The sequence below is a fragment of the Paraburkholderia yinzeri genome (genome assembly GCF_046581065.1).
Classification (GTDB): Bacteria; Pseudomonadota; Gammaproteobacteria; order Burkholderiales; family Burkholderiaceae; genus Paraburkholderia.
In genome coordinates this window covers 602,463-626,057 of sequence record NZ_JBFOCJ010000003.1, presented here as the reverse complement: position 1 = coordinate 626,057, position 23,595 = coordinate 602,463, and the positions used below count along the sequence as shown (strand labels likewise).

The 23,595-nt window shown below is 62.2% G+C and carries 17 protein-coding genes and 2 pseudogenes; 13 read left to right on the top strand and 6 right to left on the bottom strand.

What is annotated here, in order from left to right:
- Positions 1-154: 154 nt before the first annotated feature.
- Positions 155-2,521 (bottom strand): DNA polymerase II, encoded by a 2,367-nt coding sequence (locus WJ542_RS29645; protein WP_411193104.1) that lies wholly within the window; start codon positions 2,519-2,521, stop codon positions 155-157.
- A 127-nt stretch (positions 2,522-2,648) separates the two neighbouring features.
- Positions 2,649-3,530, bottom strand: a complete 882-nt coding sequence (gene cynR / locus WJ542_RS29640) for a transcriptional regulator CynR (protein ID WP_411193103.1) — start codon at positions 3,528-3,530, stop codon at positions 2,649-2,651.
- A gap of 125 nt (positions 3,531-3,655) precedes the next feature.
- Here cynR and WJ542_RS29635 point away from each other — a divergent pair, with 125 nt between their 5' ends.
- From WJ542_RS29635 to WJ542_RS29615, 5 genes and pseudogenes are all read left to right on the top strand, one after another.
- Positions 3,656-4,315, top strand: a complete 660-nt coding sequence (locus WJ542_RS29635) for a carbonic anhydrase (RefSeq protein ID WP_411193102.1) — start codon at positions 3,656-3,658, stop codon at positions 4,313-4,315.
- A 40-nt stretch (positions 4,316-4,355) separates the two neighbouring features.
- Positions 4,356-4,826: a cyanase gene (gene cynS / locus WJ542_RS29630; protein WP_411193101.1), complete on the top strand. Its 471-nt coding sequence runs from the start codon at positions 4,356-4,358 to the stop codon at positions 4,824-4,826.
- Between the two features lie 841 nt (positions 4,827-5,667).
- Positions 5,668-6,519 (top strand): SPFH domain-containing protein, encoded by an 852-nt coding sequence (locus WJ542_RS29625; protein ID WP_411193100.1) that lies wholly within the window; start codon positions 5,668-5,670, stop codon positions 6,517-6,519.
- Positions 6,520-6,572: 53 nt separating this feature from the next.
- Positions 6,573-7,097 (top strand): hypothetical protein, encoded by a 525-nt coding sequence (locus tag WJ542_RS29620; RefSeq protein WP_411193099.1) that lies wholly within the window; start codon positions 6,573-6,575, stop codon positions 7,095-7,097.
- Between the two features lie 41 nt (positions 7,098-7,138).
- A pseudogene (locus WJ542_RS29615) lies at positions 7,139-7,372 on the top strand (transporter substrate-binding domain-containing protein); the annotation flags it as partial.
- Here WJ542_RS29615 and WJ542_RS29610 read toward each other — a convergent pair.
- Positions 7,373-7,795 (bottom strand): Rrf2 family transcriptional regulator, encoded by a 423-nt coding sequence (locus WJ542_RS29610; protein ID WP_411193098.1) that lies wholly within the window; start codon positions 7,793-7,795, stop codon positions 7,373-7,375.
- 76 nt (positions 7,796-7,871) lie between these two features.
- Between WJ542_RS29610 and WJ542_RS29605 the strand changes: the two genes are divergently transcribed.
- Positions 7,872-8,846, top strand: coding sequence for an alpha/beta fold hydrolase (locus WJ542_RS29605; RefSeq protein WP_411193097.1), 975 nt, complete (start codon positions 7,872-7,874; stop codon positions 8,844-8,846).
- Between the two features lie 313 nt (positions 8,847-9,159).
- Here WJ542_RS29605 and WJ542_RS29600 read toward each other — a convergent pair whose 3' ends face one another.
- Positions 9,160-9,894, bottom strand: coding sequence for a hypothetical protein (locus WJ542_RS29600; RefSeq protein WP_411193096.1), 735 nt, complete (start codon positions 9,892-9,894; stop codon positions 9,160-9,162).
- Positions 9,895-10,149: 255 nt separating this feature from the next.
- On the opposite strand from WJ542_RS29600, the pseudogene WJ542_RS29595 reads away from it, so the two are divergent.
- Positions 10,150-10,392, top strand: a pseudogene (locus WJ542_RS29595) (integrase); the annotation flags it as partial.
- A gap of 763 nt (positions 10,393-11,155) precedes the next feature.
- Here WJ542_RS29595 and WJ542_RS29590 read toward each other — a convergent pair.
- Entirely contained in the window at positions 11,156-11,725 is a 570-nt protein-coding gene (locus WJ542_RS29590; RefSeq protein ID WP_411193095.1) for a YdeI/OmpD-associated family protein, read from the bottom strand.
- Between the two features lie 174 nt (positions 11,726-11,899).
- Between WJ542_RS29590 and WJ542_RS29585 the strand changes: the two genes are divergently transcribed.
- The 5 genes from WJ542_RS29585 to WJ542_RS29565 all read left to right on the top strand — a co-directional run bounded on the left by WJ542_RS29585 (position 11,900) and on the right by WJ542_RS29565 (position 20,557).
- Positions 11,900-12,535, top strand: a complete 636-nt coding sequence (locus tag WJ542_RS29585; RefSeq protein ID WP_411193094.1) for a TetR/AcrR family transcriptional regulator — start codon at positions 11,900-11,902, stop codon at positions 12,533-12,535.
- Positions 12,536-12,543: 8 nt separating this feature from the next.
- Positions 12,544-13,653: an alkene reductase gene (locus WJ542_RS29580; protein ID WP_411193093.1), complete on the top strand. Its 1,110-nt coding sequence runs from the start codon at positions 12,544-12,546 to the stop codon at positions 13,651-13,653.
- A gap of 62 nt (positions 13,654-13,715) precedes the next feature.
- The gene (locus WJ542_RS29575; protein ID WP_411193092.1) at positions 13,716-14,690 is read left to right on the top strand and encodes an alpha/beta fold hydrolase; all 975 of its coding nucleotides are present in this window, start codon (positions 13,716-13,718) and stop codon (positions 14,688-14,690) included.
- A 101-nt stretch (positions 14,691-14,791) separates the two neighbouring features.
- Positions 14,792-19,642 carry an NAD-glutamate dehydrogenase gene (locus tag WJ542_RS29570; RefSeq protein ID WP_411193091.1) on the top strand — a complete coding sequence of 1,617 codons (4,851 nt, stop codon included), beginning with the start codon at positions 14,792-14,794 and terminating at the stop codon, positions 19,640-19,642.
- A gap of 12 nt (positions 19,643-19,654) precedes the next feature.
- Positions 19,655-20,557: an NAD-dependent epimerase/dehydratase family protein gene (locus WJ542_RS29565; RefSeq protein WP_411193090.1), complete on the top strand. Its 903-nt coding sequence runs from the start codon at positions 19,655-19,657 to the stop codon at positions 20,555-20,557.
- Positions 20,558-20,567: 10 nt separating this feature from the next.
- Here WJ542_RS29565 and WJ542_RS29560 read toward each other — a convergent pair whose 3' ends face one another.
- A complete protein-coding gene (locus WJ542_RS29560) occupies positions 20,568-21,221 on the bottom strand; it encodes a TetR/AcrR family transcriptional regulator (RefSeq protein ID WP_411193089.1) in 654 nt (217 codons plus the stop codon).
- A gap of 156 nt (positions 21,222-21,377) precedes the next feature.
- Here WJ542_RS29560 and WJ542_RS29555 point away from each other — a divergent pair, with 156 nt between their 5' ends.
- Positions 21,378-22,988: an AMP-binding protein gene (locus WJ542_RS29555; RefSeq protein WP_411193088.1), complete on the top strand. Its 1,611-nt coding sequence runs from the start codon at positions 21,378-21,380 to the stop codon at positions 22,986-22,988.
- Positions 22,989-23,595: the final 607 nt, after the last annotated feature.

Below are 23,595 nucleotides of genomic sequence, written 5' to 3'. Positions count from 1 at the left end.
TGGAAATCAGATTAAAGGAGGCAGGTAAATAGAAGTCATCGACCAGTCTAGTCTACGGAATGCGTTTTTCAACCGGTCGTTGTACGCGAGCGAGAAGACATGCGAAAGACCGGGAGCGATGCCATCGGCACTCACGCAGACGCTAACACCAGCACTAAAAAAGGCTCGCCTGCCCCGAAGTTATCGTTTCGAAATCGTCGCCCACAAAGAGCAGGATCGCATCCGCAACGGGTTGCAACTGGCGCGCCACATAGAACGCGTAATCGATCGGCGCCGCCAGCGTTTCCAGCGGCTGCGGCCCGGCCACGGTCATCACGTAGCTGATCCATCCGCCGTTCTGGTACTGCAGCGGCCGTCCCTTTTCGCGATTGAATTCGTCGGCCACGCGCGCCGCGCGCACGTGAGGCGGCACGTTGCGCTGGTAGTCGCTCAACGGACGGCGCAGGCGCTTTCTGTAGACGAGCTGATCGTCGAGTTCGCCGCTCAGGGTTCGGCGCACGTAGTCGCGAATATAGTCGGCGTAGGGCTCGCGCCTGAAAACGCGGCGGTACAGCTCGCGCTGGAACTGCTGCGCAAGCGGCGTCCAGTCCGTGCGTACGGTTTCGAGCCCCTTGAACACGATGTCCTCGCTGCCGTCCTTCGCGCGCGTGAGCCCCGCGTAGCGCTTCTTGCTGCCTTCCTCAGCCCCGCGCACGGTGGGCATGAGAAAACGCGAGTAGTGCCGTTCGAATTGCAGTTCGAGTGCGCTGTCGAGCCCGTAGCGCTCGCGCAACTCCGCCGTCCACCAGGCATTGACGTGCTCGACGAGCGCGTTGCCGGTCCGCACGGCATCGGCTTCGGCGTAGGGGCGCTTGAGCCAGACGAACGTCGAGTCGGTATCGCCGTAGATCACGTCGTAGCCCTGCGCTTCGATGAGTTCGCGCGTCTTGCGCATGATCTCGTGCCCGCGCATCGTGATCGACGAAGCGAGCCGCGGGTCGAAGAAGCGGCAGCCGGTCGAGCCGAGCACGCCGTAAAACGCGTTCATGATGATCTTCAGCGCCTGCGAGAGCGGCGCATTCTGCTGGCGCTTGGCCTGATCGCGGCTTTCCCAGACCTGTTTCACGATCTCGGGAAGACAGTGCTTGCCGCGCGAAAATCTCGCGCCGAGAAAGCCCGGCACGGACTGCGGATCGGACGGGTCGCGCAGGCCCTCGATCAGGCCGACGGGATCGATGAGAAAGGTTCGGATGATCGACGGATAGAGGCTCTTGTAGTCGAGCACCAGCACCGAATCGTAGATGCCGGGGCGCGAATCCATGACGAAGCCGCCGGGGCTGTTTTCGCCCGTGACGTCGCCGAGATTCGGCGCGACATAGCCGAGGCGATGCATTCGCGGCAGGTACAGATGCGAGAAGGCCGCGACCGACCCGCCGCTGCGGTCGACGGGAAGTCCTGTCACCGAAGCGCGTTCGAGCAGAAAGGCCATGAGCTCCGTCTTCTCGAAGATGCGCGTAACAAGTTCGCAATCCTTGAGGTTGTAGCGCGCGAGCGCGGGCTTGTCCTCGTCGAAGCGGCGCTGGATCTCGTCCATGCGCTGATACGGATTGTCGATCGATTTGCCTTCGCCCAGCAGCGCCTGCGCGACGTATTCCAGGCTGAACGACGGGAAGCTCCATGTGGCCGAACGCAGCGCCTCGATGCCGTCGATAATGAGGCGGCCTGCCGCCGCGGCGAAATAGTGCTGCTGCCGCATGCCATGCTCGCGCCATTCCATCGCCTCGCCGCCGCGCCCGAGGCGCAGGGGCACACCATATTTTTCAGCGTGCTCGCGCAGCACGCGCAGATCGAACTGCACGAGATTCCAGCCGATGATCGCATCCGGGTCGTGCCGCGCCATCCACGCGTTCAGGCGCTCCAGCATCTGCGCGCGGTTTTCGCAGTACTCGAACTGGAAATCGATCGCGCTCGCGTGGCCGTTCTCCGGTCCGAGCATGAAGACCTGGCGTTCGCCGCAGCCTTCGAGCGCGATCGAATAGAGCTCGCCCTGAGCGCTCGTTTCGATGTCGAGCGAGACCAGTTTCAGGCGCGGGCGATATTGCGTCGCCGGCTTCAGCTCGCCGTTCATCAATCGGCCTGCTTCGTCGGGCTCGCCGCGAAAGAGAACCGGTGCCGTGATGAAGCGCTCCATCATGTAGCGATCGGGAGGCTGAATATCGGCTTCATATACGTCGACGCCGGCCTGCGCGAGCCGTTTGGCAAGACCCACGAGCGGGCGATATTGCGGCACGTAGAGCCCGAGCACAGGGCGCCGGCGAAAGTCTTCGAGCGAGAGCGGGCGAAGCTCGACACGCGCTTCGCCTTTGAGCACCCGCGCGGCATCGGGTGCCTGGTCGGCCGGGATGAACGCGACCGAGGGTTGCGGACGCAAACGCAAGAGGCGTGGCCCGGTTTGCGTGGATAGCCAGAATTCGACCTCGGTATGCGTGCCGGCATCGCGCCAGTGGCGCGTCAGAATGTAACCCTCCTGGAAATCGGTCAAAGCTTTACCCAGCAGTCCGTGTGATCTGCGATGATTTTAATACGCCGGTGCGGCACGACGAGGCCGCGGCTTGGGGATGCGGCGCGGGCTCGCGTCGATGTCGATGTTTTCTTGCGCGCAACACGGATCACCGGCTGGCTTCTTCCATCGCCAACGCGATAAACGCCTGGGTTGCCGCACTGCGCCAGGCTTCCTTTCTCAATAGCAGCGCGGCCGTTCGCTTGGGAGGTGCGGGCTTCAATTCCACGAGGCAAAGCTCCTTGTGGTCACGCGTAATATCGGCAGGCAATATTGTCGCGAGCTTGCTCCGGCTTACCAGTTCAATAACGGCGCTGATCGAATTCGCCTCGATCGCGATACGCGGCGCAATGCCGTGCTGCCGGCAATACCGGTCAATGTAATGGCGCGTCGCGAAGTGGTCGTTTAGCAGAACCAGCGCCTCGTTCCTGAACTCCTTCAGCGTCAGCGGCGCACGGGTTTTGGCATGCGGATGCGTCTTCCCGACCACCATGGCCAACGCCTCCACGAAAAGCACCTGCGCTTCGATATCGGGGGACTGGATATCGTCGAATGCGATGCCCACATCGAGCTCGTCTTCGCTCAACAGGGCTTCCATCCGTTCCTGCGACATTTCGATCACATTGAGCGTGAGGTTGGGATAGCGCCGATTGTATTTTTCGAGCAGTGGACCGATCAGGTACGCGGTGAAGGTTGGCGTGGTCGCGAGCCGCAGCGAGCCGCGAGTGAGTTCCTGAACATCGTGTATGGCGCGCTGCCCGGCCTCCAGATCCTGAAGCGCCCGCTGCGCATATCGAACATACGCCTCGCCCGCGTCGGTCAGTTGCACCGTACGACCGGATCGGTCGAACAACTGGGTGCCCAGCATGTCTTCGAGCTGCCGGATCTGTTGCGACAGCGTTGGCTGAGACACGTGCAATGCCTCGGCCGCACGCGTGAAATTGCGGTGTTTTGCGACAGCAAGCAGGTAGCGAATATGTCTGAGCAGCATGACCGGGCGGGTTCGAGGTATTGGTGTTGCCTATGGAGTGTATAGCAAGCCGGTCTTGGACTCGATAACGGGATCGGCGCATTCTTCGCTCATCGGTTGAACGACACCATCTGATGGAGCGAACCATGCAAGAGATCATCGACGGCTTCCTGAGATTTCAGCGCGATGCATTTCCGAAGCGCACTGAACTGTTCAGGGAACTGGCCACCTGCCAGCATCCGCAGACCTTGTTCATCTCGTGTTCCGACAGCCGGCTCGTGCCCGAACTCGTCACTCAGCGTGAACCCGGCGATTTATTCGTCATCCGAAATGCTGGAAATATCGTTCCGTCCTATGGTCCGGAACCGGGCGGTGTAAGCGCGACGGTCGAATACGCGGTAGCCGGACTCAGAGTGGCCGACGTGGTGATCTGCGGTCACTCCGATTGCGGCGCCATGACCGCGATCGCGACCTGCAAATGCATGGATCACATGCCCGCGGTCCGCAGTTGGCTGAACTACGCGGATTCGGCGAGGGTGGTCAACGAAGCGCGCGAGCATGCCAGCGAACACGAGCGTGTCGATTCGATGATCCGGGAAAACGTAATCGCCCAGCTTGCCAACATCAAGACGCATCCTTCCGTGCGCCTCGCTCTCGAACAAGGCCGCCTCGCACTGCACGGCTGGGTGTACGACATCGAGACTGGTTCGATCGAGACGTTCGACGGCACGAGCCACTGCTTCGTCCCGCTCGCTGAACATCCGGGTGTTTGCGCGACACCGGCCCGAGCCGACGCCAGGGCTTGAATCGCTATTTCCCCTTCATTTCACCACCAGGAGAACTATCATGACCCAGTCGCTGTGCATCAAAGCCCCTCGTGAAGCTCTTACCGAAACGATTCTGGACGCGAAGATCAGCAAGGATCTCACGTTCGAGCAGATCAACGAAGGCACCGGTCTTGGCCTCGCGTTCGTCACGGCGGCGCTTCTCGGACAACATGCCCTGCCGGCCGACGCGGCGAAGGTCGTGGGCGAGAAGCTGGACCTTGACGAAAGCCAGATTCGCCTGCTGCAAACGATACCCTATCGTGGCAGCATCCCCGGCGGCTTGCCCACCGATCCGACTATCTACCGCTTCTACGAGATCATTCAGGTGTACGGAACGACCCTGAAGGCGCTCATTCACGAAATGTTCGGCGACGGGATCATCAGCGGGATCAACTTCAAGCTGGATATCAAGAAGGTGCCCGATCCGGATGGCGGCGAACGAGCCGTGATCACGCTGAATGGCAAGTATCTGCCGACCAGGCCGTTCTGATGCATCGAGGGGGCGTTTCCATGGCGCCCCTCGATGCCTGGCGGAAACCCGGACATGCAGGCCGCGCCGCTCAGTCGGCCGAAGCGACCAGGCAGCTCCCGCACGAACGCGCCTGGCCTAATCGCAGACGCCCGGCACTCACGGTCGTCTCGCCACCGCAGTCGCACCGGCAAACCCACAAACCATCGCCGGCGTACCGGTCCGTCGTCAGTTGGCCGAACACCTCGCCTCCGCGTAGCGCAGGCGAGCCCGGCCGGGACCGCCACACACGGCGCTGCTCACGGCAGCCGCAATCCCGCGTACGGCCGGCCTCCACCGCGTCGAGCCCCGCGGTCACGTGGGTGCCGCACCGGCACCTCCAGAGCCACACGCCGGCGCCGCGATATTGAAGTGCGACGAGATCGCCGAAGGTCCGACCCGCGACATCGCGATTCGGCGGAAAGGGCCATTCGGGCGGCAAGGAGGGACGGATACGCGGATTCACGAACGATAAATGGGACTCGGTACCCGGCTTTCAAGCCTTGCAGCGGCCGCTTGATCGAGGGGCCATTGAACTCCTTACTGGCAGAATCGGACCCGGCATGTATCTTCTATCACACAATTGACCGATTTTTATGTTGGTGTCGACACCGCCTGGGCCAGTGCGAGGACGCTTTTTCCGTGCCACTTCCGGCTCCCGGGCACGGTGGACCCTATGCAGGGCATCGTTACTGGTATCGTTGACATCGAGGCCAACGCCCCTCGCGCGATCTGAGCGCCAGCGGGCCGCCAAGGACAGAACGCTGTAACGGCCACACTCGCCGGCCTGTGCGCGGGTATCTAACGGGAAGGGAACACGGATATGGCATTCGGACAAGGCAGCGGCCTGCAGCGACAGGTCATCAGCACGCTCGACAACCAGGGGCGCGACGTGATGGGGCTGGACACGCTGGCCTGGAAGTACCCGGACAGCAGTATCGTGTCCGGCTCCCTGCTGACCGTGGAATCGAACCACTTCTGCGTGCTGAAAAGCCGCGGCGCAGTGCTCGACGTCTACGAGACCGGTCAGCATCAGGTCATCACACCGGACAAGCCGATCCTCGGCAATATCGTGCAGGGCTTTTTCAGCGGCAGCTCACCGTGGCAGTACGAAACCATCTACGTCCAGCGCAGCAAGCTGCTGGCGCAGAACAAGGGCATCGCCACCTCGAAAGAGATGGCGATCATGGAATACACCGTTGACTATTACGTCCATGTCGACACGAAGGACGATGCGGTCAAGCTCATCACGCACATGCCGTTCGCCGGCGAACGTATCCCGATCGCGGAGCTGACCGCGTATGCCGGGCCCGTGATCGAACAGGCAATCAACCAGATCGTGCAGGTCACGCCGATGGAGCAGGTCAACGAGCGTATTCACGACATCATCGAGCTTGCAAAGGGACACCTGAGCGAGTTTCTCGACATCTACGGCGTGCATTTGAACGACGTGAAGGTGCTGATCATGCCGCAGGACGCCCGCATGCGCGAACTGATCTCGCTGCGCGCCTTTGGGATGACCGAAGTCGAGGCCGCGCGCATGTACCTTGCGTTGAAGATGGCGGACAAGGGCCTCATTTCCGCACCGAATGCTGCGGCGGGCATGCCGTTCCAGATCGGCGGCGGTACACTGGGCACGTTCGACGCAGGCGCGCTGGGCGGCCTGCCGAAGTAATCTCTCCACCGCGGCGGGCCGGCCGGCCCGCCTTACTTGCGACCGGACAAGCCATGTCCCTGACACCGAACCCCATCGACGACGCCGGCGTGCTCAAGGCGCTACTGGTTAATCTCTACACCGGTTGGGGCTACAACGCTTATCGGCAGGAAAACAAGGACCGGGCCGATGACCAACTCGTCCGCAATGGTGTGTGCGGCTTGCTGGGCGAAGCACGCGCGGCGCTGGCCAGTCGTGCGACAACCATTCGCCGCACGATCCCGACGCCCAGCCGCGAAGTGCCGTTTCCGGGCGTCGAAGAGCGTGCGCAGATCAAGAAACTCGAGGCGATCGGCCGCGATATCGAAGCGGTTGAAGCCCTCATCCGGCATCTGCCTGTTCCCGAGAACGACACGACCTGGCTGCGGCACCGCGCCGAGCGGGAATTTCTCCCGCGCCTGATCGCCGCCGATGAAGCCATGGCCGGCGAGGCGCTGCAATTGCGCGAGTGTGCGTGCAACGGTGCGGATCCCGCGACCGTTGTCGGGAGGATCGAAAAGCTTCGCACGACAATCGCAAACCGCAAAGCCATCCTGTAGCAATGCAGCCGGCGCGGTTTGGCCCGGTCATCGTCACCGGGCTATTCCGGGCAGGAAATCCAAAAACGCTCAAGAGCTATGCTTCGCTTGCGGAACGCCACGATGCACGTCTTGGCATCATTGCCGGACAGGTCCAACACGACTCGGCGAGAAATTCTGGCGTAAGCGACGACCAGATAACCTTCTTCGAACAACAGGCCGATGCCATCGAAGCGGTTCGCTCGGGGGCGATCGATGCATATGCGAGCACCGCTTTGGGAAATCGCATACTTGCCTTAGGCCTTCAGCACCTTCACGTACCGTGCTATGTCGGAAAGACGCATTTGCGCGAGACGCCGGAGCAATTCGTCCTCCGCCGAATTCAGTGCATCGTCGAGGAACCGGTTGACTGCTGACTCCACCGGGCAGGCCGGATTGTCATCCGCCGTACCGATCGCGAATGCGCTCTTGGATGCTATAGCAGCATATATGTCGCGCACGGTGAGATCATCGAGTTCACGACAGAGAGCCCAGCCTCCCCCCGGTCCTGCGATCGACTCTACATAACCGGCTGAACGCAGCGCAGCCATAGTGCGTCGAACCAGCGACGGCTGAGTGTGCAGCATTTGCGCGATCGTCTCGGAGGTGGTTGTGCCGCCGCGCAGATGCATGTGTACGAGTACGTGAAGAAGCCGGGCCAGCCGTGTATCTCGATGCATGTTTTTTGAAGCAGGGTATTCGTGACATTTGATGTTACGATTTCGCGTGACTTAACGCAACCATAGGAGCGCGATCGTGTCTGCATTGACTCAGTCCTTCATCGAAACCAATGGCGTCCGCCTGAGCGTCGCCGTCCAGGGAGCGGGGCCGCTGGTCCTGCTTCTCCACGGGTTTCCTGAAACGTCGTACGCGTGGCGACACCAATTGGCGGGCTTGTCGAGTGCTGGATTTCGTGCAGTTGCTCCGGATCTGCGGGGCTTCGGACTCAGCGATTGTCCGATTGAATCAGGGCGGTATACGACGCTCGACATCATCGGTGACCTGGTGGGGATCATGGATGCGCTCGGAGAGACAAATGCCGTCGTGGTGGGAAATGACTGGGGCGCAACCATTGCGTGGCAGGCCGCGCTGTTGCGGCCCGACCGCTTTCGCGCTGTCGTGGCGCTAGGGGTTCCCATGATGGACCGGGCCCCGATCATGCCGAGCCGGCTATTTCCGCAAACTGAACAAGCGTGGTTTTACACGCATTATTTTTCTCAACTGGGGCAAGCCGAGAGCGAACTTGAGTCCGACGTTGCCGCTACACTGCGTAAGCTCTATTTCTGGGCATCAAGGGACGCCGGCCCGCGCGACCAGAAAACACCGAATCCTTTCGGACTCGTGGCACGGCAGGCGGGACTCCTCGACGCTTTGCCGGAGCCCGCATCGCCACTCACGTGGCTCGAGAAGGCCGACATTGACACTTTTGTGCGGGCATACGAGGTGTCGGGGTTTCGCGGTGGACTGAACTATTACCGCAATCTCGACCGTAACTGGGAATTGCAGGCAGCCTTCATTGGCCTGCCGGTCCAAACTCCCGCCCTTTATCTCGTCGGGGAATACGACACCGGGCTGGCGATTCCGGGTATGCACGAAATCATTAGCGGCATGCGTAAGCTTGTGCCCAACCTGCGAGACTCCCGAATCATTCAGCAAGCGGGTCACTGGCTTCAACAAGAGGCCCCGGATCTCGTCAATGCCGCCGTGATCGAGTTTCTGCACAGCCTTTAGGAGCCGTTGACCGCACGTAGATTATCGGTCGTTCGCTCAAGGGGGAGCAACGACCGTCTCGGGTCGTCTTATATCATTTGCGTGAGATGCCGCCCTCCGGCGATCACCGCGCTCACTCGTGGGGCGGTGGTCGGCCACTTGACGACATTCGTTGTCACGGCTAAACGGTTACCAGAGTGGCTGTTCCACCAAGTAGAGCAGTCATTGAATGGATAGTGGGCGGAGTGGGTGAATACGGGCAACTACGCTGATTCGATACGGTCGACCGAGAATATGTACACTCCGGTTTTGCACCGGTTAGCCGTGACTTCGTTCATTGCGACTTCGCGAAATCCTGGCCAATCATCGCCACCACCGCTTGTTCGCACACTTTCAGGCCCGTCACGGACTGATCGAACTGGTCTTCCAGTTTTCCGAAACTTCCGTAACGGTACGCGGCATCACTATCAATATGAACGCTATTTGCCTTGATGTCGTAGCCGCAGGCGAAGGTCTTGTAGTACATGTCTTGCTTCGTCTTTGCGTCCAGTAGACGGGCACGAACAACAACCCATGGGACGAAATCGGTGGACTCAGGCGGCGACACGTAGCCGAACGATGTGAACCACACGTTCAGGATGGCATCTGCGTTTGTATGAATGTCAGAGTAGTCGTCCGATTTGCCATCCGCTGAAAGTTTGACCTTCTGATTGGTCAGCTTGACAACCTGATACCCGTCTGTGGTGAGGCGCGAGATGATTCCATCGCTGGTCAGTGGAGCAAACAGAATCTTCTGTTCCGCAATTTTCTGTGCGTAAGTCTTCGAATGACTACTGTTGATACCGGCTTGCACGAGCCCGCCAACAAGGCCAAACGCACCTGCGGCGCCCCCCAGATTCCAGACATTTTCGGCAGCCGGCTCGTTCACCTGAAGAATAGCGATGGAGTGCAACCCCTCACGATTTTGGGCAGCAAGTTCGCTCTTGGGTAAAGATACACATCCCGCCAGGAACGTTATGCAGAGAGCAGAAGTCGCTAGCCCGGTCCTGGAAATATATTCATTTTTCATAGTGTGGTCCATTCTTCTTTTATACGGAAAATCCTCTGGGGGAGTCGCACCACGGATGTGCTAATGGTTCGTCCATGCGGACCCGAGAGGACAGGATTAATATCGGCAGAACACGCATATACTTTAGGAATGACGCTTTCGACCGGAGTCGGGACCGGTCGAAAACGGATATCGCGTATTCACCTATTCGATCAGCACTCGTTGCTTTGGACACACACTGGATCTCCCTTCAACTGAAAGGAGATTGTTGCGAGTGTGCCATCCAATACCGGTTCGTCGCGGGTGCCGTGGAACAAAGGGAGATTGACCGGTCGATCAGAAGCCGCCGTTGAAGCTCAAGGAGATTTGGGCGATCCGAGCCTGCAGCTTTCGTTCCGCGTGCGGGATCTGGCCATGTTCAATCTCGCCATCGACAGCAAGCTTCGGGCGTGTGATCTGATGAAGTTTCGGGTGCGAGACGTCTGTCACAGGGAGCACATCGCCAACCGCGCGACGGTCGCCTTCGGATCGACTTGTACCTTCTGCATGAAGCGCGTGCCTCGGTCAGGTTCTTGTGCCAGTGGCGTAAAGATGGTCGACGCAATATGCGCTACCGTTCAACTGATTCTTCTCACAGGCATTCCACATGCATTTTGCCCCCGTATTCTCCCCGCGCAATTGAACGAGATATTCCTTACGCAGGGCCTCGTCTGAAGCACTCCAGTCCTTCATCGCCTTGACCTTTACCGCAAACTGAATCTGATACTTGTCCCATTCATCAGCAGCCCATAGTTGTCCGCACGTCGGACATCGCAGAAGCGCTCTCCAGTCCACAGCATCCACACGCTGGAAGCCGGGAAACAGTGCCAGCAAAGTCCCGTCAATCCTGCGAATTGCTGGCTGATCGTGGCAATCACATTTCATAGGCTTCCCGCAGTCTCTCATCGCTGAAAGAAGGTAACAGCGATAGCACGGATTAGGTCGTCAACCCTCGTCTGCTCCACTTCGGAAATCTCTGTCCGACAATTGGCTCGTAGTGTTCGTAGCGCTTCATGCAGAGCACCCCAATCGTCCGTTAGCCCGCTTGTCAGCGGCCACGCGCGCAGCAAGTGGCGTAAGGGACGTGCGGCGCGACGTTCGCACCCTATGTCGAAAAGTTCGGAGCATCCAGCGTTGATGTCGGCAGGAAACATTGATCGATTTTCGTCGGGTACGCGTGGCGCCTACGGTCTCGTTCTGTGCTCACCTGAATGGCAAGCACCAGTGCCAGAAGAACCCAAACCTAGGAATAAAAAGTCTCGCCTCGGTTCAGCATGTCGACGAATTCCTCGATCTTGCGCGCGCGTGTTTCCGGCTTTTTCGCATTCTGTACCCGAAACAGGATCGCATAACGATTGCGGCTGTTAAGCGTCGCAAAGAATTTCCTGGCTTTCGGATTGGCGTCGAGCGCAACCTGCAGATCGTCCGGCACTATCGAGTGACTTGCCGACGTATAAGCGGCCTCCCAGCGGCCGTCTTTCCTGGCCTTGTCGATCTCCCTCAAGCCTTGGGGACGCATTCGGCCCGCAGCGATCAGCGCTTCAGCTCTCGTTTTGTTGAGTTGGGACCAGAGGCTTTTCGGTGAGCGCGGGGTGAAGCGTTGTAACCAGTATTCCTCGCTCCCGGCCTGTTTTTGACCATCAATCCAGCCATAGCAGAGGGCGCTTTCCGTCGCCTGTGCGTAAGTCAAGGCAGGCTGCCCGGCGCCCTTTTTCGACAGGCGCAGCCATATTCCGGTCGAAGTGCCGCCGTTATGCTCCAACCAGCTTTCCCATTCAGTCTGGCTGCCAAATGCTAGAGGGACTTCAGTCATTGAAATGTCGCAAATGGTCGAGTAGGGGCGGGGCGTTCCGCGTGCAGTCTAGCAGCGTTTAACAGACTCCTATCTCGTGCTTCTGCGGAAGGCCAGCCGCTCAGTCGCCGCTCGCCGGACGACATCGCCGTCCGGCCGTTTGACTTTTAAGACGACCGGTCATATTATCCGCTCATGTCTCGAACCGCCGACAAAACCGACATCCCCAACCGCCTGATCCGGGCGGGGCGCGAGCTCTTTTCGCGCCAGGGCTACAACGCCACCGGCATCCAGCAGATCACCGATCACGCCGGCGTGCCGAAGGGTTCGTTCTACAACCATTTCGACAGCAAGGAGGCCTTCGCGGTCGAAATCATCGCGCAGTACGCGGCCTATCTGCAGCGATCGTGGGAGACCATGATCGAATCCGCGCCGCCGCAGCCGATGGCCGCGATCCGCTATGTGTTCGCGCAGATGATCGCGTATCACGAACGCCGGACGATGCAGGCCGGCTGCCTCGTCGGCAACTTCGCGGCGGAGATCGGGCTTGCCAGCGACCCGTGCCGTGTCGCGCTGCTCGAAGCGCAGTTCGCCTGGCGCGAGCGCCTTGCCGGAATGATCAGCCGCGCGCAGGCGCACGGCGACATTCGCGACGACGTGGCGCCGGCTGCGTTGTCGGGCCTCGCGTGGGACGCGTGGGAAGGCGCGCTGCTGCGCGTGAAGCTCGAGCGCTCGGTCGAGCCGCTGCGCCAAAGCGTCGACCTGATTCTCGATCAGTTGTTTCCGCCTGTTATCCGGGCTGCCGCCCCCATCAAACCAACCTCGGAGTAGTCCTCAACATGGGTGTCCAGACCGAAGCCTGTCTCACCGACGCATTGTTCCAGCCGATCAAGCTCGGCAAGCTCGAACTCGCGAACCGCATGGCCATGGCGCCGCTCACGCGCAGCCGCGCCGACGACAGCCTTGCGCCGACCGATATGGTCGTCGAGTACTACCGTCAGCGCGCCAGTGTCGGCCTCGTCATCGCCGAAGCGACGCAGGTCTCCGAGACGGCCCAGGGCTATACGCATACGCCGGGCGTTTACACCGCCGACCAGATCGCCGCGTGGAAGAAGGTGACCGATGCCGTACACGCGAAGGGCGGCAAGATCTTCGTGCAGCTCTGGCATACGGGCCGCATGTCGCACACGCACTTCCAGCCGGATCGCCAGGCGCCGGTCGCGCCTTCGGCGATTGCCGCGAAGGCCAAGACCTATATCGCCGACCAGGGCTTCGTTGACTGCTCGGAACCGCGCGCGCTCGCAACGGCCGAGATCGCCGGCATCGTCGACGATTTTCGCACCGCCGCGGCGAAAGCCATCGAGGCCGGATTCGACGGCATCGAGATTCACGGCGCACACGGCTATCTGATCGACGCCTTCCTGCGCAACGGCTCGAATCACCGCGCCGATGAGTACGGCGGCAGCATCGAGAACCGCGCCCGCTTCCTGCTGGAAGTCATGGCCGCCGTGATCGGCGAGATTGGCGCGGAGCGCGTCGGCATTCGCTTGTCGCCGGTCTCGCCGGTCAACGATTCGTCGGAAAGCGATCCGCAGCCCCTGTTCGAATATGTGGTGCGCGAGCTGGAGAAATTGCACCCGGTGTACATCCACGTTGTCGAAGGGCACACGGGCGGTCCGCGCGACAATGCGCCGTTCGACTACGAAGCGCTGCATCGCCTGTACACGGGCGTGTGGATGCTGAACAACGGCTATACGAAGGAGATGGCCGTCGACGCGCTGCAGAGCGGCCGCGCCGACATGATCTCGTTCGGCCGCGCGATGATCACGACACCGGACCTGCCGCGCCGTTTTCGCGAGAATGCGCCGCTCAACCCGCCGTTCAAGGACGCTTCGCTGTATGGTGGTGCCGGTGCGCACGGCTACGTCGATTATCCGGCGCTGGCGTGACGCGGTGCGAGTGAGCGCCTGATTCGATCCCTCAAGCCACGCAGGACAACGGGAGAAGTGCGATGTCGACGGACTGGAAGCATGGCTATGCGTACACCAATGGCATCCGGATGCACTACGTCGAGGCCGGAAGCGGGCCGCTCGTGCTGCTGTGCCACGGCTGGCCCGAATCGTGGTACTCGTGGCGCCATCAGATCGGGGCGCTCGCCGATGCGGGCTTCCGGGTGGTCGCCATGGATCAGCGCGGATACGGCGACACCGACGCGCCGCTCGCGATCGATTCGTATCACGTGCTCAACCTCGTGGGCGATCTGGTCGGCCTCGTGCGCGCGCTGGGCGAGCAGGAGGCGATTCTTGTCGGGCACGACTGGGGCTCGATCGTCGTGCAGTACGCTTCGCTGTTGCGCCCCGATCTGTTCAGCAAGCTTGCGCACTTGAGCGTGCCGTATCTGCCGCGGCACAAGCTGCGGCCGGCGGTGCGCTTCGATGCCGGCACGCAGGAGCGGGACTTCTATCAGCACTATTTCCAGGAGCCGGGGAAGGTCGAGCGGGAACTCGAACTGGACGTCCATCGCTCGCTGCTAGGAGTGCTGTACACGGCGTCCGGCGATGCGCAATTCGACGAAGCGCACAAGCGGATCAGCTTCGCGCGATTCGAAAAGGGCACGCGGATCATCGACAACCTGGCGATTCCGGACAGGCTACCCGACTGGCTGCCGGCCGAGGACCTCGACTATCTGGTCGGGCGGTTCCGGCTGTCCGGTTTTCGCGGCGGGATCAACTGGTACCGGAATCTGGACCGGAACTGGGAGATGACGCCGTTCCTCGACGGCGCGAAGATTCTGCAGCCGACGCTGTTCATTGCCGGCGAACTCGATGGCGTGCTGAAAATGGCGAAAGACGAGTACGCGAATCTGTCGAGCAACGTGCCGAATCTCGTTGGCAATCATCTCATCGCGCGCGGCGGGCATTTCATCCAGCAGGAGAAACCCGAAGCGGTGACGCGCTTGCTGCTGTCGTTCCTGACAAGAGGGTGACAGCTTCCGTCGTGCTCACGCATTCATCGTTCGATCACCTTGACGGTGCATAATGGCCGGACCGCCGATGCAGTCGATGGCTACCCGTCAAGGAGTCCGTCATGCTAGCGAAGAACGAAGAATTCGTCGCTCATCTGCTCTCCGATGTCATGGAATTCGCTCGGGCGCGTTTGCCCGAGCCAACCTTCCTGATCGTCGAACCTTTCCTGCGGCACTACTACGATTTCGCCGACGCAGAAGATCTGCGCAGCCGCAGCATTGCCGACCTCTACGGCGCCGCCATGGCGCACTGGCGAACCGCCCAGCGCTTCGTGCCGGGCAGCGAGCGCACGCAGGTTTACAACCCGATTCTTGAGCAGCACGGTTGGCATTCAGACCACACGGTCGTCGAAATCGTCAACGACGACATGCCGTTTCTCGTCGATTCGGTCTCCATGGCCGTCAACCGGCTGGGGCTCGCGCTGCATTCGGCGCTGCACCCCGTGTTCCGGATCTGGCGCGACAAAGAGGGGACGATCCGGCGGGTGGACGAGGGCGTTGCCAGCACCGACGACGGACAATCGCAACTCGCCTCGTTCATCCACTTCGAGGTGGACCGCTGCGGCGACGCAGCAAAACTCGAAGAATTGCGCCACGACATTGCCAGGGTACTGGGCGACGTGCGGGCGTCGGTCGAAGACTGGCCGAAGATAGTCGAAGTCGCGCGCGCCACGATCAAGACCCAGAAAGCCCGCGAGTCGACCGCCGAGGACATTGAAGCGCGGGCGTTTCTCGAATGGATGGTGGCGGATCACTTCACTTTCCTTGGCCAGTGCGACTACGCGCTCGTGGGGCACGACGGCGGCTACGGTCTGCGCCGCGTGGAGGGCTCGGGCCTCGGCATCCTGCGCGAATCGCTGCGAGTGCCGGGCGCACCCGACGTCACCCCGTTGCCGCCCGCGGCCCAGGACATCATCGGCGGCGCCTGGCCCATTTTTCTCACCAAGGCCAACTCGCGCGCCACGGTACACCGGCCGGGCTATCTCGACTACGTGGGGGTGAAGCTCGTCGGGCCGGACGGCAAGGTGTGCGGCGAGCGCCGCTTCGTCGGGCTCTACACCTCGACCGCGTATAGGGTGTCCGCCGCCGAAATCCCCATCGTGCGGCGCAAGTGCGCGAACATCGTGCAGCGCGCGGGTTTTCTGCCGAAAGGGCATCTCGGCAAATCGCTTGTCACGGTGCTGGAAACGTATCCGCGCGACGAACTGCTCCAGGCCAGCGAGGACGAGCTCTACGAGATCGCGCTCGGCGTGCTGCGCCTGCAGGAGCATCAGCGCACGCGGCTGTTCGTGCGGCGCGACCGCTTCGACCGGTTCGTCTCGTGCCTCGTGTACGTGTCGCGCGACAAGTACAACACCGACTTGCGGCGGCGTATCGCGAACCTGCTGGCGGATGCCTTCAATGGCGTTTCCGTGGAATTCACGCCGCTGCTTTCGGAGTCCGCCATCGCGCGGATCCATTTCGTCGTGCACGCCGAGCCCGGCACGATGCCCGACGTCGACACCCGCGAACTGGAGGCGCGGCTCGTGCAGGTCACGCGCCGCTGGCAGGACGATTTGGCTGACGCATTGCTCGACGCATTCGGCGAAGAGCAGGGCACGCGGCTCCTGCATCGCTACGCCGATTCGTTTCCGGCAGGCTATCGCGACGACTATCCGGCGCGCACGGCGGTGCGCGATATCGAACTGATCGAGCGTGTGCAGGGTACGCCGCGCATCGCCATGAATCTTTACCGCCCCATCGAGGCGGGGCCGCGCACGTTCCGCTTCAAGGTCTATTGCGCGGGCGAAGCGATCGCGCTTTCGCGCAGTCTGCCGATGCTCGAACACCTGGGCGTGCGCGTGGACGAGGAACGGCCCTACGTGATCGAGGCGCCCACGTGCGCGCCGGCATGGGTGCACGACTTCGGCCTCGAACTCGCGGACGACACCGAATTCGATATCGAACGCGTGAAGGGCCTGTTCGAAGACGCGTTCGAAGGCCTGTGGAGCGGCCGCATCGAGAACGACGATTTCAATCGGCTCGTCCTGCGCGCCTATCTGGGCGCGCGCGAAGTCACGATCCTGCGCGCTTACGCAAAATATCTGCGCCAGGTGGGATCGACCTTCAGCGACGCCTATATCGAACGCGCGCTGACCGGCAATCCGGCGATCGCCCGCCAGTTGGTCGAACTCTTCGTACTACGATTCGATCCGCGCGACGACGAAGCCCGCGAGGAGCGCGTGGCGCTCAAGCTCAAGGCCATCGAAGCCGCGCTGGACCAGGTGCCCAATCTCGACGAGGACCGCATCCTGCGGCAGTTCCTCGGCGTGATCAAGGCGACGGTGCGCACGAACTATTTCCGCCGCGGTGCGGACGGCGCGGAACGGCCCGCGCTGTCGTTCAAGTTCGATCCGTCGAAAGTGCCGGGCCTGCCCGAACCCAAGCCGATGTTCGAGATCTGGGTCTACTCGCCGCGCGTGGAGGGGGTGCATTTGCGCGGCGGGCGCGTCGCGCGCGGCGGCCTGCGCTGGTCGGATCGCCGCGAAGACTTCCGTACCGAAGTGCTCGGCCTCATGAAAGCGCAGATGGTGAAGAACGTGGTGATTGTGCCGGTGGGCTCGAAGGGCGGCTTTGTCGTGAAGAATCCGCCGCCGGCGAGCGACCGCGAGGCATGGATGCGCGAAGGCGTGGCGTGCTATCAGACCTTCCTGCGCGGTCTGCTCGATCTGACCGACAACCTCGTGACCCGTGCAGTCGTGCCGCCGCCCGACGTGGTGCGCGACGACCCCGACGATCCCTACCTCGTCGTGGCCGCCGACAAGGGCACGGCCACGTTCTCCGACTACGCGAACGCGATTTCCGCCGAATACGGCTTCTGGCTCGACGACGCGTTTGCTTCGGGCGGTTCGGTGGGCTACGACCACAAGAAGATGGCGATCACCGCGCGCGGCGCGTGGGAGTCGGTCAAGCGGCACTTCCGCGAAATGGGCGTGGACACGCAGGCCACCGACTTTACGGTGGTAGGTATCGGCGACATGTCGGGCGACGTGTTCGGCAACGGCATGCTGCTCTCGCCGCATATCAAGCTCGTGGCCGCCTTCGATCACCGGCACATCTTTCTCGACCCCACGCCCGATCCGCTCGCGAGTTTCGCGGAGCGCGACCGCCTCTTCGGGCTCGAACGCTCGAGCTGGGCCGATTACGATACCGCCGCGATTTCGGCGGGCGGCGGCGTGTTCGCGCGCACCGTGAAGACGATTCCGCTCGCGCCCGCGGTGCAGGCGGCGCTGGGTATCGAGGCCGTGGCGCTTACGCCGAACGAGCTGATTCGCGCCATTCTGCAAGCGCCCGTCGATCTGCTCTACAACGGCGGCATCGGTACGTATGTGAAGGCTGCGCGCGAAACGCACGCGCAGGTGGGCGACCGCGCCAACGACGCGGTGCGCGTCAACGGCTCGGACCTGCGCTGCAAGGTGGTGGGCGAGGGCGGCAATCTCGGTGTGACGCAGCTCGGGCGCATCGAATTCGCGCAGCACGGCGGGCGCATGAACACCGACGCGATCGACAACTCGGCAGGCGTCGATTGTTCGGATCACGAAGTGAACATCAAGATCCTGCTCGGCCTCGTGGTGGCCGACGGCGAAATGACGACGAAACAGCGCAACACGCTGCTGGCGGAAATGACCGACGAAGTCGGACTGCTGGTGCTGAGCGACAACTATTACCAGACCCAGTCGCTCTCGATTGCCGGTCGTTATGCTGTGAGGCTGCTGGATGCGGAGGCGCGCTTCATGCGCTGGCTCGAACGCGCGGGGCGGCTCAATCGCGTGATCGAATTCCTGCCGACGGACGAGGAAGTGGCCGAGCGCCAGGCCGCGAAGCTCGGCCTCACGTCTCCCGAACGCGCCGTTCTGCTCGCCTATAGCAAGATGTGGCTCTACGATGCGCTGCTCGACTCGGACGTGCCTGAAGATCCTCTCGTGGCCGGCCTACTGACCGATTATTTCCCGAAGCCGCTTCAGCAGCGGTTCAGCGAGCCGATGCAGCGGCATCCGCTGCGGCGCGAAATTCTTGCCACGCATCTGACCAATGCGCTCGTGAACCGCGTGGGCTGCGCGTTCGTCCATCGTCTCATGGAGGAGACCGACGCGCAGCCCGACGAGATTGTGCGCGCATGCATCATGGCGCGCGACGTGTTCGACCTCGACGACATCTGGCGCGCCATCGACGCACTCGACAACCGCGTGCCCGACGACGTTCAGGCGCGCATGTTCGTCGAGATCGCGCGGCTGCTCGAACGTGCGGCGCTGTGGTTCCTGCGCCATCTGCAGGCGGGCGCGGTGGACCGGGACGGTGTGGGCTCGCTGCTTGCGCATTGCCGGACGGCGGCGCAGCGGCTCGCGCCGCAACTGCCCGCGCTGCTGCCGGAGGGCGATCTCGAAGCGCTTTCCGTGCGCCAGGGCGAACTGGTGAATGCGGGCGTGGAAAGCCCGCTCGCGCTGCGCGTGGCGGGCGGTGAAATCTCCGTCGCGCTGCTCGATATCGCCGAAGTGGCGGCGGCATGCGGCCGGCCGCTGGAACTCGTCGCGGCCACGTATTTCGCGCTGGGCACGCGGCTCAATTACGGCTGGATCAGCGAGCGTGCGGCGGCGTTGCCCACGCCGACCCACTGGGACACGATGGCGCGCGCGGGCGCGCTCGCGGAGGTGGCGCGCCTCAAGCGCGCGCTCACGACGAGCGTGCTGGCGCAGGCAGCGGAGGTGGCGGATACGGCGGACGCGCAAGCGCTCGTGGACACCTGGTGCGGGCAGCACGAGGCCGCGCTGGAACGCTATGGGCAGTTACTTGCGGAATTGCGCGCGTCGAGCGGCGTGAGTCTTTCGGTGCTACTGGTGATTGTTCGGGCGATGGCTACGCTCGAGAGGGCTTAAGGAGGGAAACCGATGACGAAGAGAGTGATTGTGACCGGCGGCAGCGGCCTTGCCGGAAAGTGGGTAGTGCAAGACCTTGTCGGGCACGGCTACGAGGTGCTGAATCTGGACCGTGTGCCCATGGCGCAGCGAACCGCGCGCACGCTGATCGCGGACATCACGGACGCCGGCCAGGTGTTCAACGCGCTCGCCTCCAGCACGGCGGCGGTGGAGTTCGCCGAAGACCTGGAGCCGAAGCCGATCGACGCGGTCGTTCACCTGGCCGCCATTCCGCGCATCATGATTACGACCGACAACGAGGTCTACCGGATCAACGTGATGGGCACGTACAACATTCTCGACGCCGCCTCGAAGCTGGGGATCCGCAAGGTGATCGTGGCGTCGAGCGAGACGACTTACGGCGTGGTGTTCGCGCACCGGCATCGCGACCCCGAGTACTTCCCGCTCGACGAAGCGTATCCGGTGAACCCGATGGACAGCTACGCGACGTCGAAAGTGGTCAACGAAGTCACCGCGAAGGCATTTCAGACGCGGACCGGTTCGGATATCTACTGCTTTCGTATCGGCAACGTGCTCGAACCCGACGACTATGCGAAGTTCGCCACGTGGCTCAAGGATCCAGGCTTGCGCAAGCGGATCGCGTGGAGCTATATCGACGGGCGCGATCTCGCTCAGGCATGTCGCCTCGCGATCGAAACAGACGGGCTCGGCTTCGAGATCATGAATATTGCCGCGGACGACGTCTCTTCCGACGTGCCCACGCAGACGCTGCTGGAACGCTACTATCCCGGCGTGCCGGTCAAGAAGACGCTCGGCGAGTTCGAAACGTTGCTCAGCAACGAGAAGCTCAAGCGTCTGCTCGGCTGGCAGCAGCAACACTATTGGCGGGACGAGGCGGCGCGCTTCAGCGGGTAGGCGTTTGATCTCAGCATGCCGCTTTGCGCCGCGTTTTCCGCAGACCGAGCGCGCGGCATGCTATCTCCACCAGTTCGGCGACGATGGTGTCGACGTCGAGCCGTCCTTCGGGCTTGTACCAGGTGTACAGAAAGCCCGACACACTGCATGCGGCCTGCGCGGTGATACGCGTTTCGTTGAAATCGAACCAACCCTCGTCGCGGCCCTGTTCGAGCAGCGCGCACAGGCGCGCATAGAAATGTTCGGCGAGCTGATGCTGCTTCTCCAGGTACTCGGGGCGGTAAGCCTGCCGTTCGCGCGCCGGAAAAAACGAACTCGGGTAGTGCTCGATCGTTGCGCGGATCAACTGCTCGATCCCGGCGACCACCTTCTGGTGTGCGGGGCGAGGGTCGTCATCGGGGAAATCCAGCACCGTGAAGCAGGCGACGGCCGGCCGCCACGACAGCGTTTCGAAGATTTCCTGCTTGCTGCCGAAGTAATAATAGACGAATGGTTTGGTCACGCCGAGTGCCTGGACGATCTGGTCCATGGTCGTGCTCGCATAGCCCTGCGCGGCGAAAAGCCGCTCCGCGGCATCGAGAATCCGCTCGCGCTTATCGTCCGTACCGTGCGTCGCGATACGCTGGCGGCCCGATTTCGCGGGCAGGGTCGGCTTTTTTTTCATACTGACTAGTATAAGAGTGATACTGGTTGGTATATATTAAGGGCGCTGCTACGGCCGGTATGGGCTGGCGCCTGTCCCGGCACACGACTGTCCAATTGTATGGGATCGGAGTAAGGCGCTGAAGCGCTCACCCCGGTCGACACTGGAGACGACCCGATGGCCGATGCCGCCCCGCAAGCCCAGCCGTTGCACGAAACCCTGCGCCATCATGCGCGCACGATGCCGTCGCGCGCGGCGCAGATCTGGTACGGGCGAACGATTACGTGGGCCGAACTCGACGCGATGAGCGACGCGTTCGCGGCCCGGATGCAGGCGCTCGGCGTGAAGAAGGGGGAACCGGTCGCGCTGTACATGAACAACTGCCCGCAGTACCTGGTGGCGCATTATGGGATCCAGAAAATCGGCGCTGTCGTTTGCCCGTGCGGGCCGCTGAACAAGGAACATGAACTCGCGTATCAGCTTGGCGACCTGCACGCGCGCGTGATCGTCGCGGCCGACGTGCTGTTGCCGATCGTCGACAAGGTGCGCAGCCAGACGCAGTTGCAGCATGTATTCGTTGTCCGCTACGGCGATCTGCTGCCTGACGAACCCGAGATTCCGGTGCTTGCCGAGTTGCTCGAAATGCGTGCGCGGGCGGCGCCTGTGCCGGCCGGCTGTGAGGATTTTCTCGAGTCGGCCCGCTCCGGCGCGCGGCCGACGCCGGTGGATGTGGGTCTCGACGACCTCGCGCTGATGACCTATACGTCCGGCTCGACCGGCTTGCCGAAGGGCGCGATGCTGACCCACGGCAGCACGGTGTACAAGATTTCGTCCGCGGCGAAGATCAACGAAACCGGGCCCGACGACGTGATGCTCGCGGTCGCGCCACTCTACCATATCGCCGGCATGAACAATGGCGTCTACGCGCCGGTCTGCACCGGCGCGACTTCGGTGCTGATGTATCGCTTCGATCCGGTTGCCGTCGCGCTCGCGCTCGAACGCTATCGCATCACGTGGTGGTACAGCATCGCTCCGATGAACGTTGCGCTCATGCAGTTGCCCGACGCGCGCCAGCGCGACTGGAGCGCATTGCGCCGCAATCCGGTGACGAGCTTCGGCATCGCGTATACCGAGGCGCTGGCGGACCAGTGGCACGAATTCACGCCGAACTGCATCTCCGCCGAGGCCGCGTACGGGCTCAGCGAAACGCATACGTGCGACACCGCCATGCCGCCCGATGCGATTCGCTGGGGCACGCACGGCAAGCCGTTGCCGGGCAACGAGATCCGCATCGTCGATCCCGCGACGGGCGCCACGCTGCCGGCCGGTGAGTCGGGCGAGATCGCGATTCGCGGGCCCGGCAATTTCCGGGGCTACCTGAACAAGCCCGAAGCGACCGCCGCGACACTGCGCGACGGCTGGGTCCATACGGGCGACATGGGCCGTTTCGATGCCGACGGTTATCTGACCTTTCTCGGCCGCTTCAAGGAAATGATCAAGGTGTCGGGTTACAGCGTGTTCCCCGAGGAAGTCGAGGTCATCCTGATCAAGCATCCGGCCGTCGCGCAGGCAGCGGTGATCGCGAAGCCGGACCCGGAGAAGGGCGAGGTGGTCTGCGCGTTCATCGTCATCAAGCCGGGCACTGGGCTCACGGCCGAGGCGCTCGTGGCGTGGGCGCGCGAGAATATGGCGGCTTACAAGGTGCCGCGTGAGGTGCGCTTTATCGACGCGCTGCCTACGACCGGTTCCGGTAAGGTGCTGCGGCGCATGCTCAAGGAGCTTGTTTGAGATTTGCGTTTCCTTGTGTTCGTGGTGGTTTGCCAGGGTTGCCCCTGTGCGGGGCGGCACCTACTTTCTTTGCCGCGGCAAAGAAAGTAGGCAAAGAAAGCCGCTCACCCCGCCAGTGTGACGCCGTCCGCCACTCGCCCACTATGGTAGTGGTTCCGGGGCGTCTGCCATCACTCGTCGTTAGCCGGAGTGACAAGGCGCTCATCCTTCCGGCGGCGCTGCGCGCGCCGAAGGGCATAACTTAAACCAGCGGTACGTACACCGAAATGCTCCGCAGCAAGGCCGGTTTCCCTTGCAGACCTGTCTGCGGCGCGCGTAGCGCGCAGCAGGAGGTATGAGCCCTTTGTCACTAACGTGGAGGGTGCGGGGTGACAGACGCTCCGGAGCCACTGGCTATTGTGGTGCGGGGTGAATGGTGGCTGACATTAGCGGGGTGAGCGGCTTTCTTTGCCTACTTTCTTTGCCGCGGCAAAGAAAGTAGGTGCCGCCCCGCACAGGGGCAACCCTGGCAAACCACCACGAACACAAGGAAAGGCTAACTAACTAAACCCACGAAAAAAAATCCAGAAATCGAATTTCAAAACACTCACTAACCGTTTCCTCCCCA

Bases quoted from the DNA above. Each gene is read 5' to 3' on its own strand.
- WJ542_RS29560 (WP_411193089.1), bottom strand. From the start codon at position 21,221: ATGAAAAAAAAGCCGACCCTGCCCGCGAAATCGGGCCGCCAGCGTATC.
- WJ542_RS29635 (WP_411193102.1), top strand. From the start codon at position 3,656: ATGCAAGAGATCATCGACGGCTTCCTGAGATTTCAGCGCGATGCATTT.
- cynS (WP_411193101.1), top strand. From the start codon at position 4,356: ATGACCCAGTCGCTGTGCATCAAAGCCCCTCGTGAAGCTCTTACCGAA.
- WJ542_RS29600 (WP_411193096.1), bottom strand. From the start codon at position 9,894: ATGAAAAATGAATATATTTCCAGGACCGGGCTAGCGACTTCTGCTCTC.
- WJ542_RS29610 (WP_411193098.1), bottom strand. From the start codon at position 7,795: ATGCATCGAGATACACGGCTGGCCCGGCTTCTTCACGTACTCGTACAC.
- WJ542_RS29625 (WP_411193100.1), top strand. From the start codon at position 5,668: ATGGCATTCGGACAAGGCAGCGGCCTGCAGCGACAGGTCATCAGCACG.
- WJ542_RS29565 (WP_411193090.1), top strand. From the start codon at position 19,655: ATGACGAAGAGAGTGATTGTGACCGGCGGCAGCGGCCTTGCCGGAAAG.
- WJ542_RS29575 (WP_411193092.1), top strand. From the start codon at position 13,716: ATGTCGACGGACTGGAAGCATGGCTATGCGTACACCAATGGCATCCGG.
- WJ542_RS29585 (WP_411193094.1), top strand. From the start codon at position 11,900: ATGTCTCGAACCGCCGACAAAACCGACATCCCCAACCGCCTGATCCGG.
- WJ542_RS29620 (WP_411193099.1), top strand. From the start codon at position 6,573: ATGTCCCTGACACCGAACCCCATCGACGACGCCGGCGTGCTCAAGGCG.
- WJ542_RS29555 (WP_411193088.1), top strand. From the start codon at position 21,378: ATGGCCGATGCCGCCCCGCAAGCCCAGCCGTTGCACGAAACCCTGCGC.
- WJ542_RS29580 (WP_411193093.1), top strand. From the start codon at position 12,544: ATGGGTGTCCAGACCGAAGCCTGTCTCACCGACGCATTGTTCCAGCCG.
- cynR (WP_411193103.1), bottom strand. From the start codon at position 3,530: ATGCTGCTCAGACATATTCGCTACCTGCTTGCTGTCGCAAAACACCGC.
- WJ542_RS29590 (WP_411193095.1), bottom strand. From the start codon at position 11,725: ATGACTGAAGTCCCTCTAGCATTTGGCAGCCAGACTGAATGGGAAAGC.
- WJ542_RS29570 (WP_411193091.1), top strand. From the start codon at position 14,792: ATGCTAGCGAAGAACGAAGAATTCGTCGCTCATCTGCTCTCCGATGTC.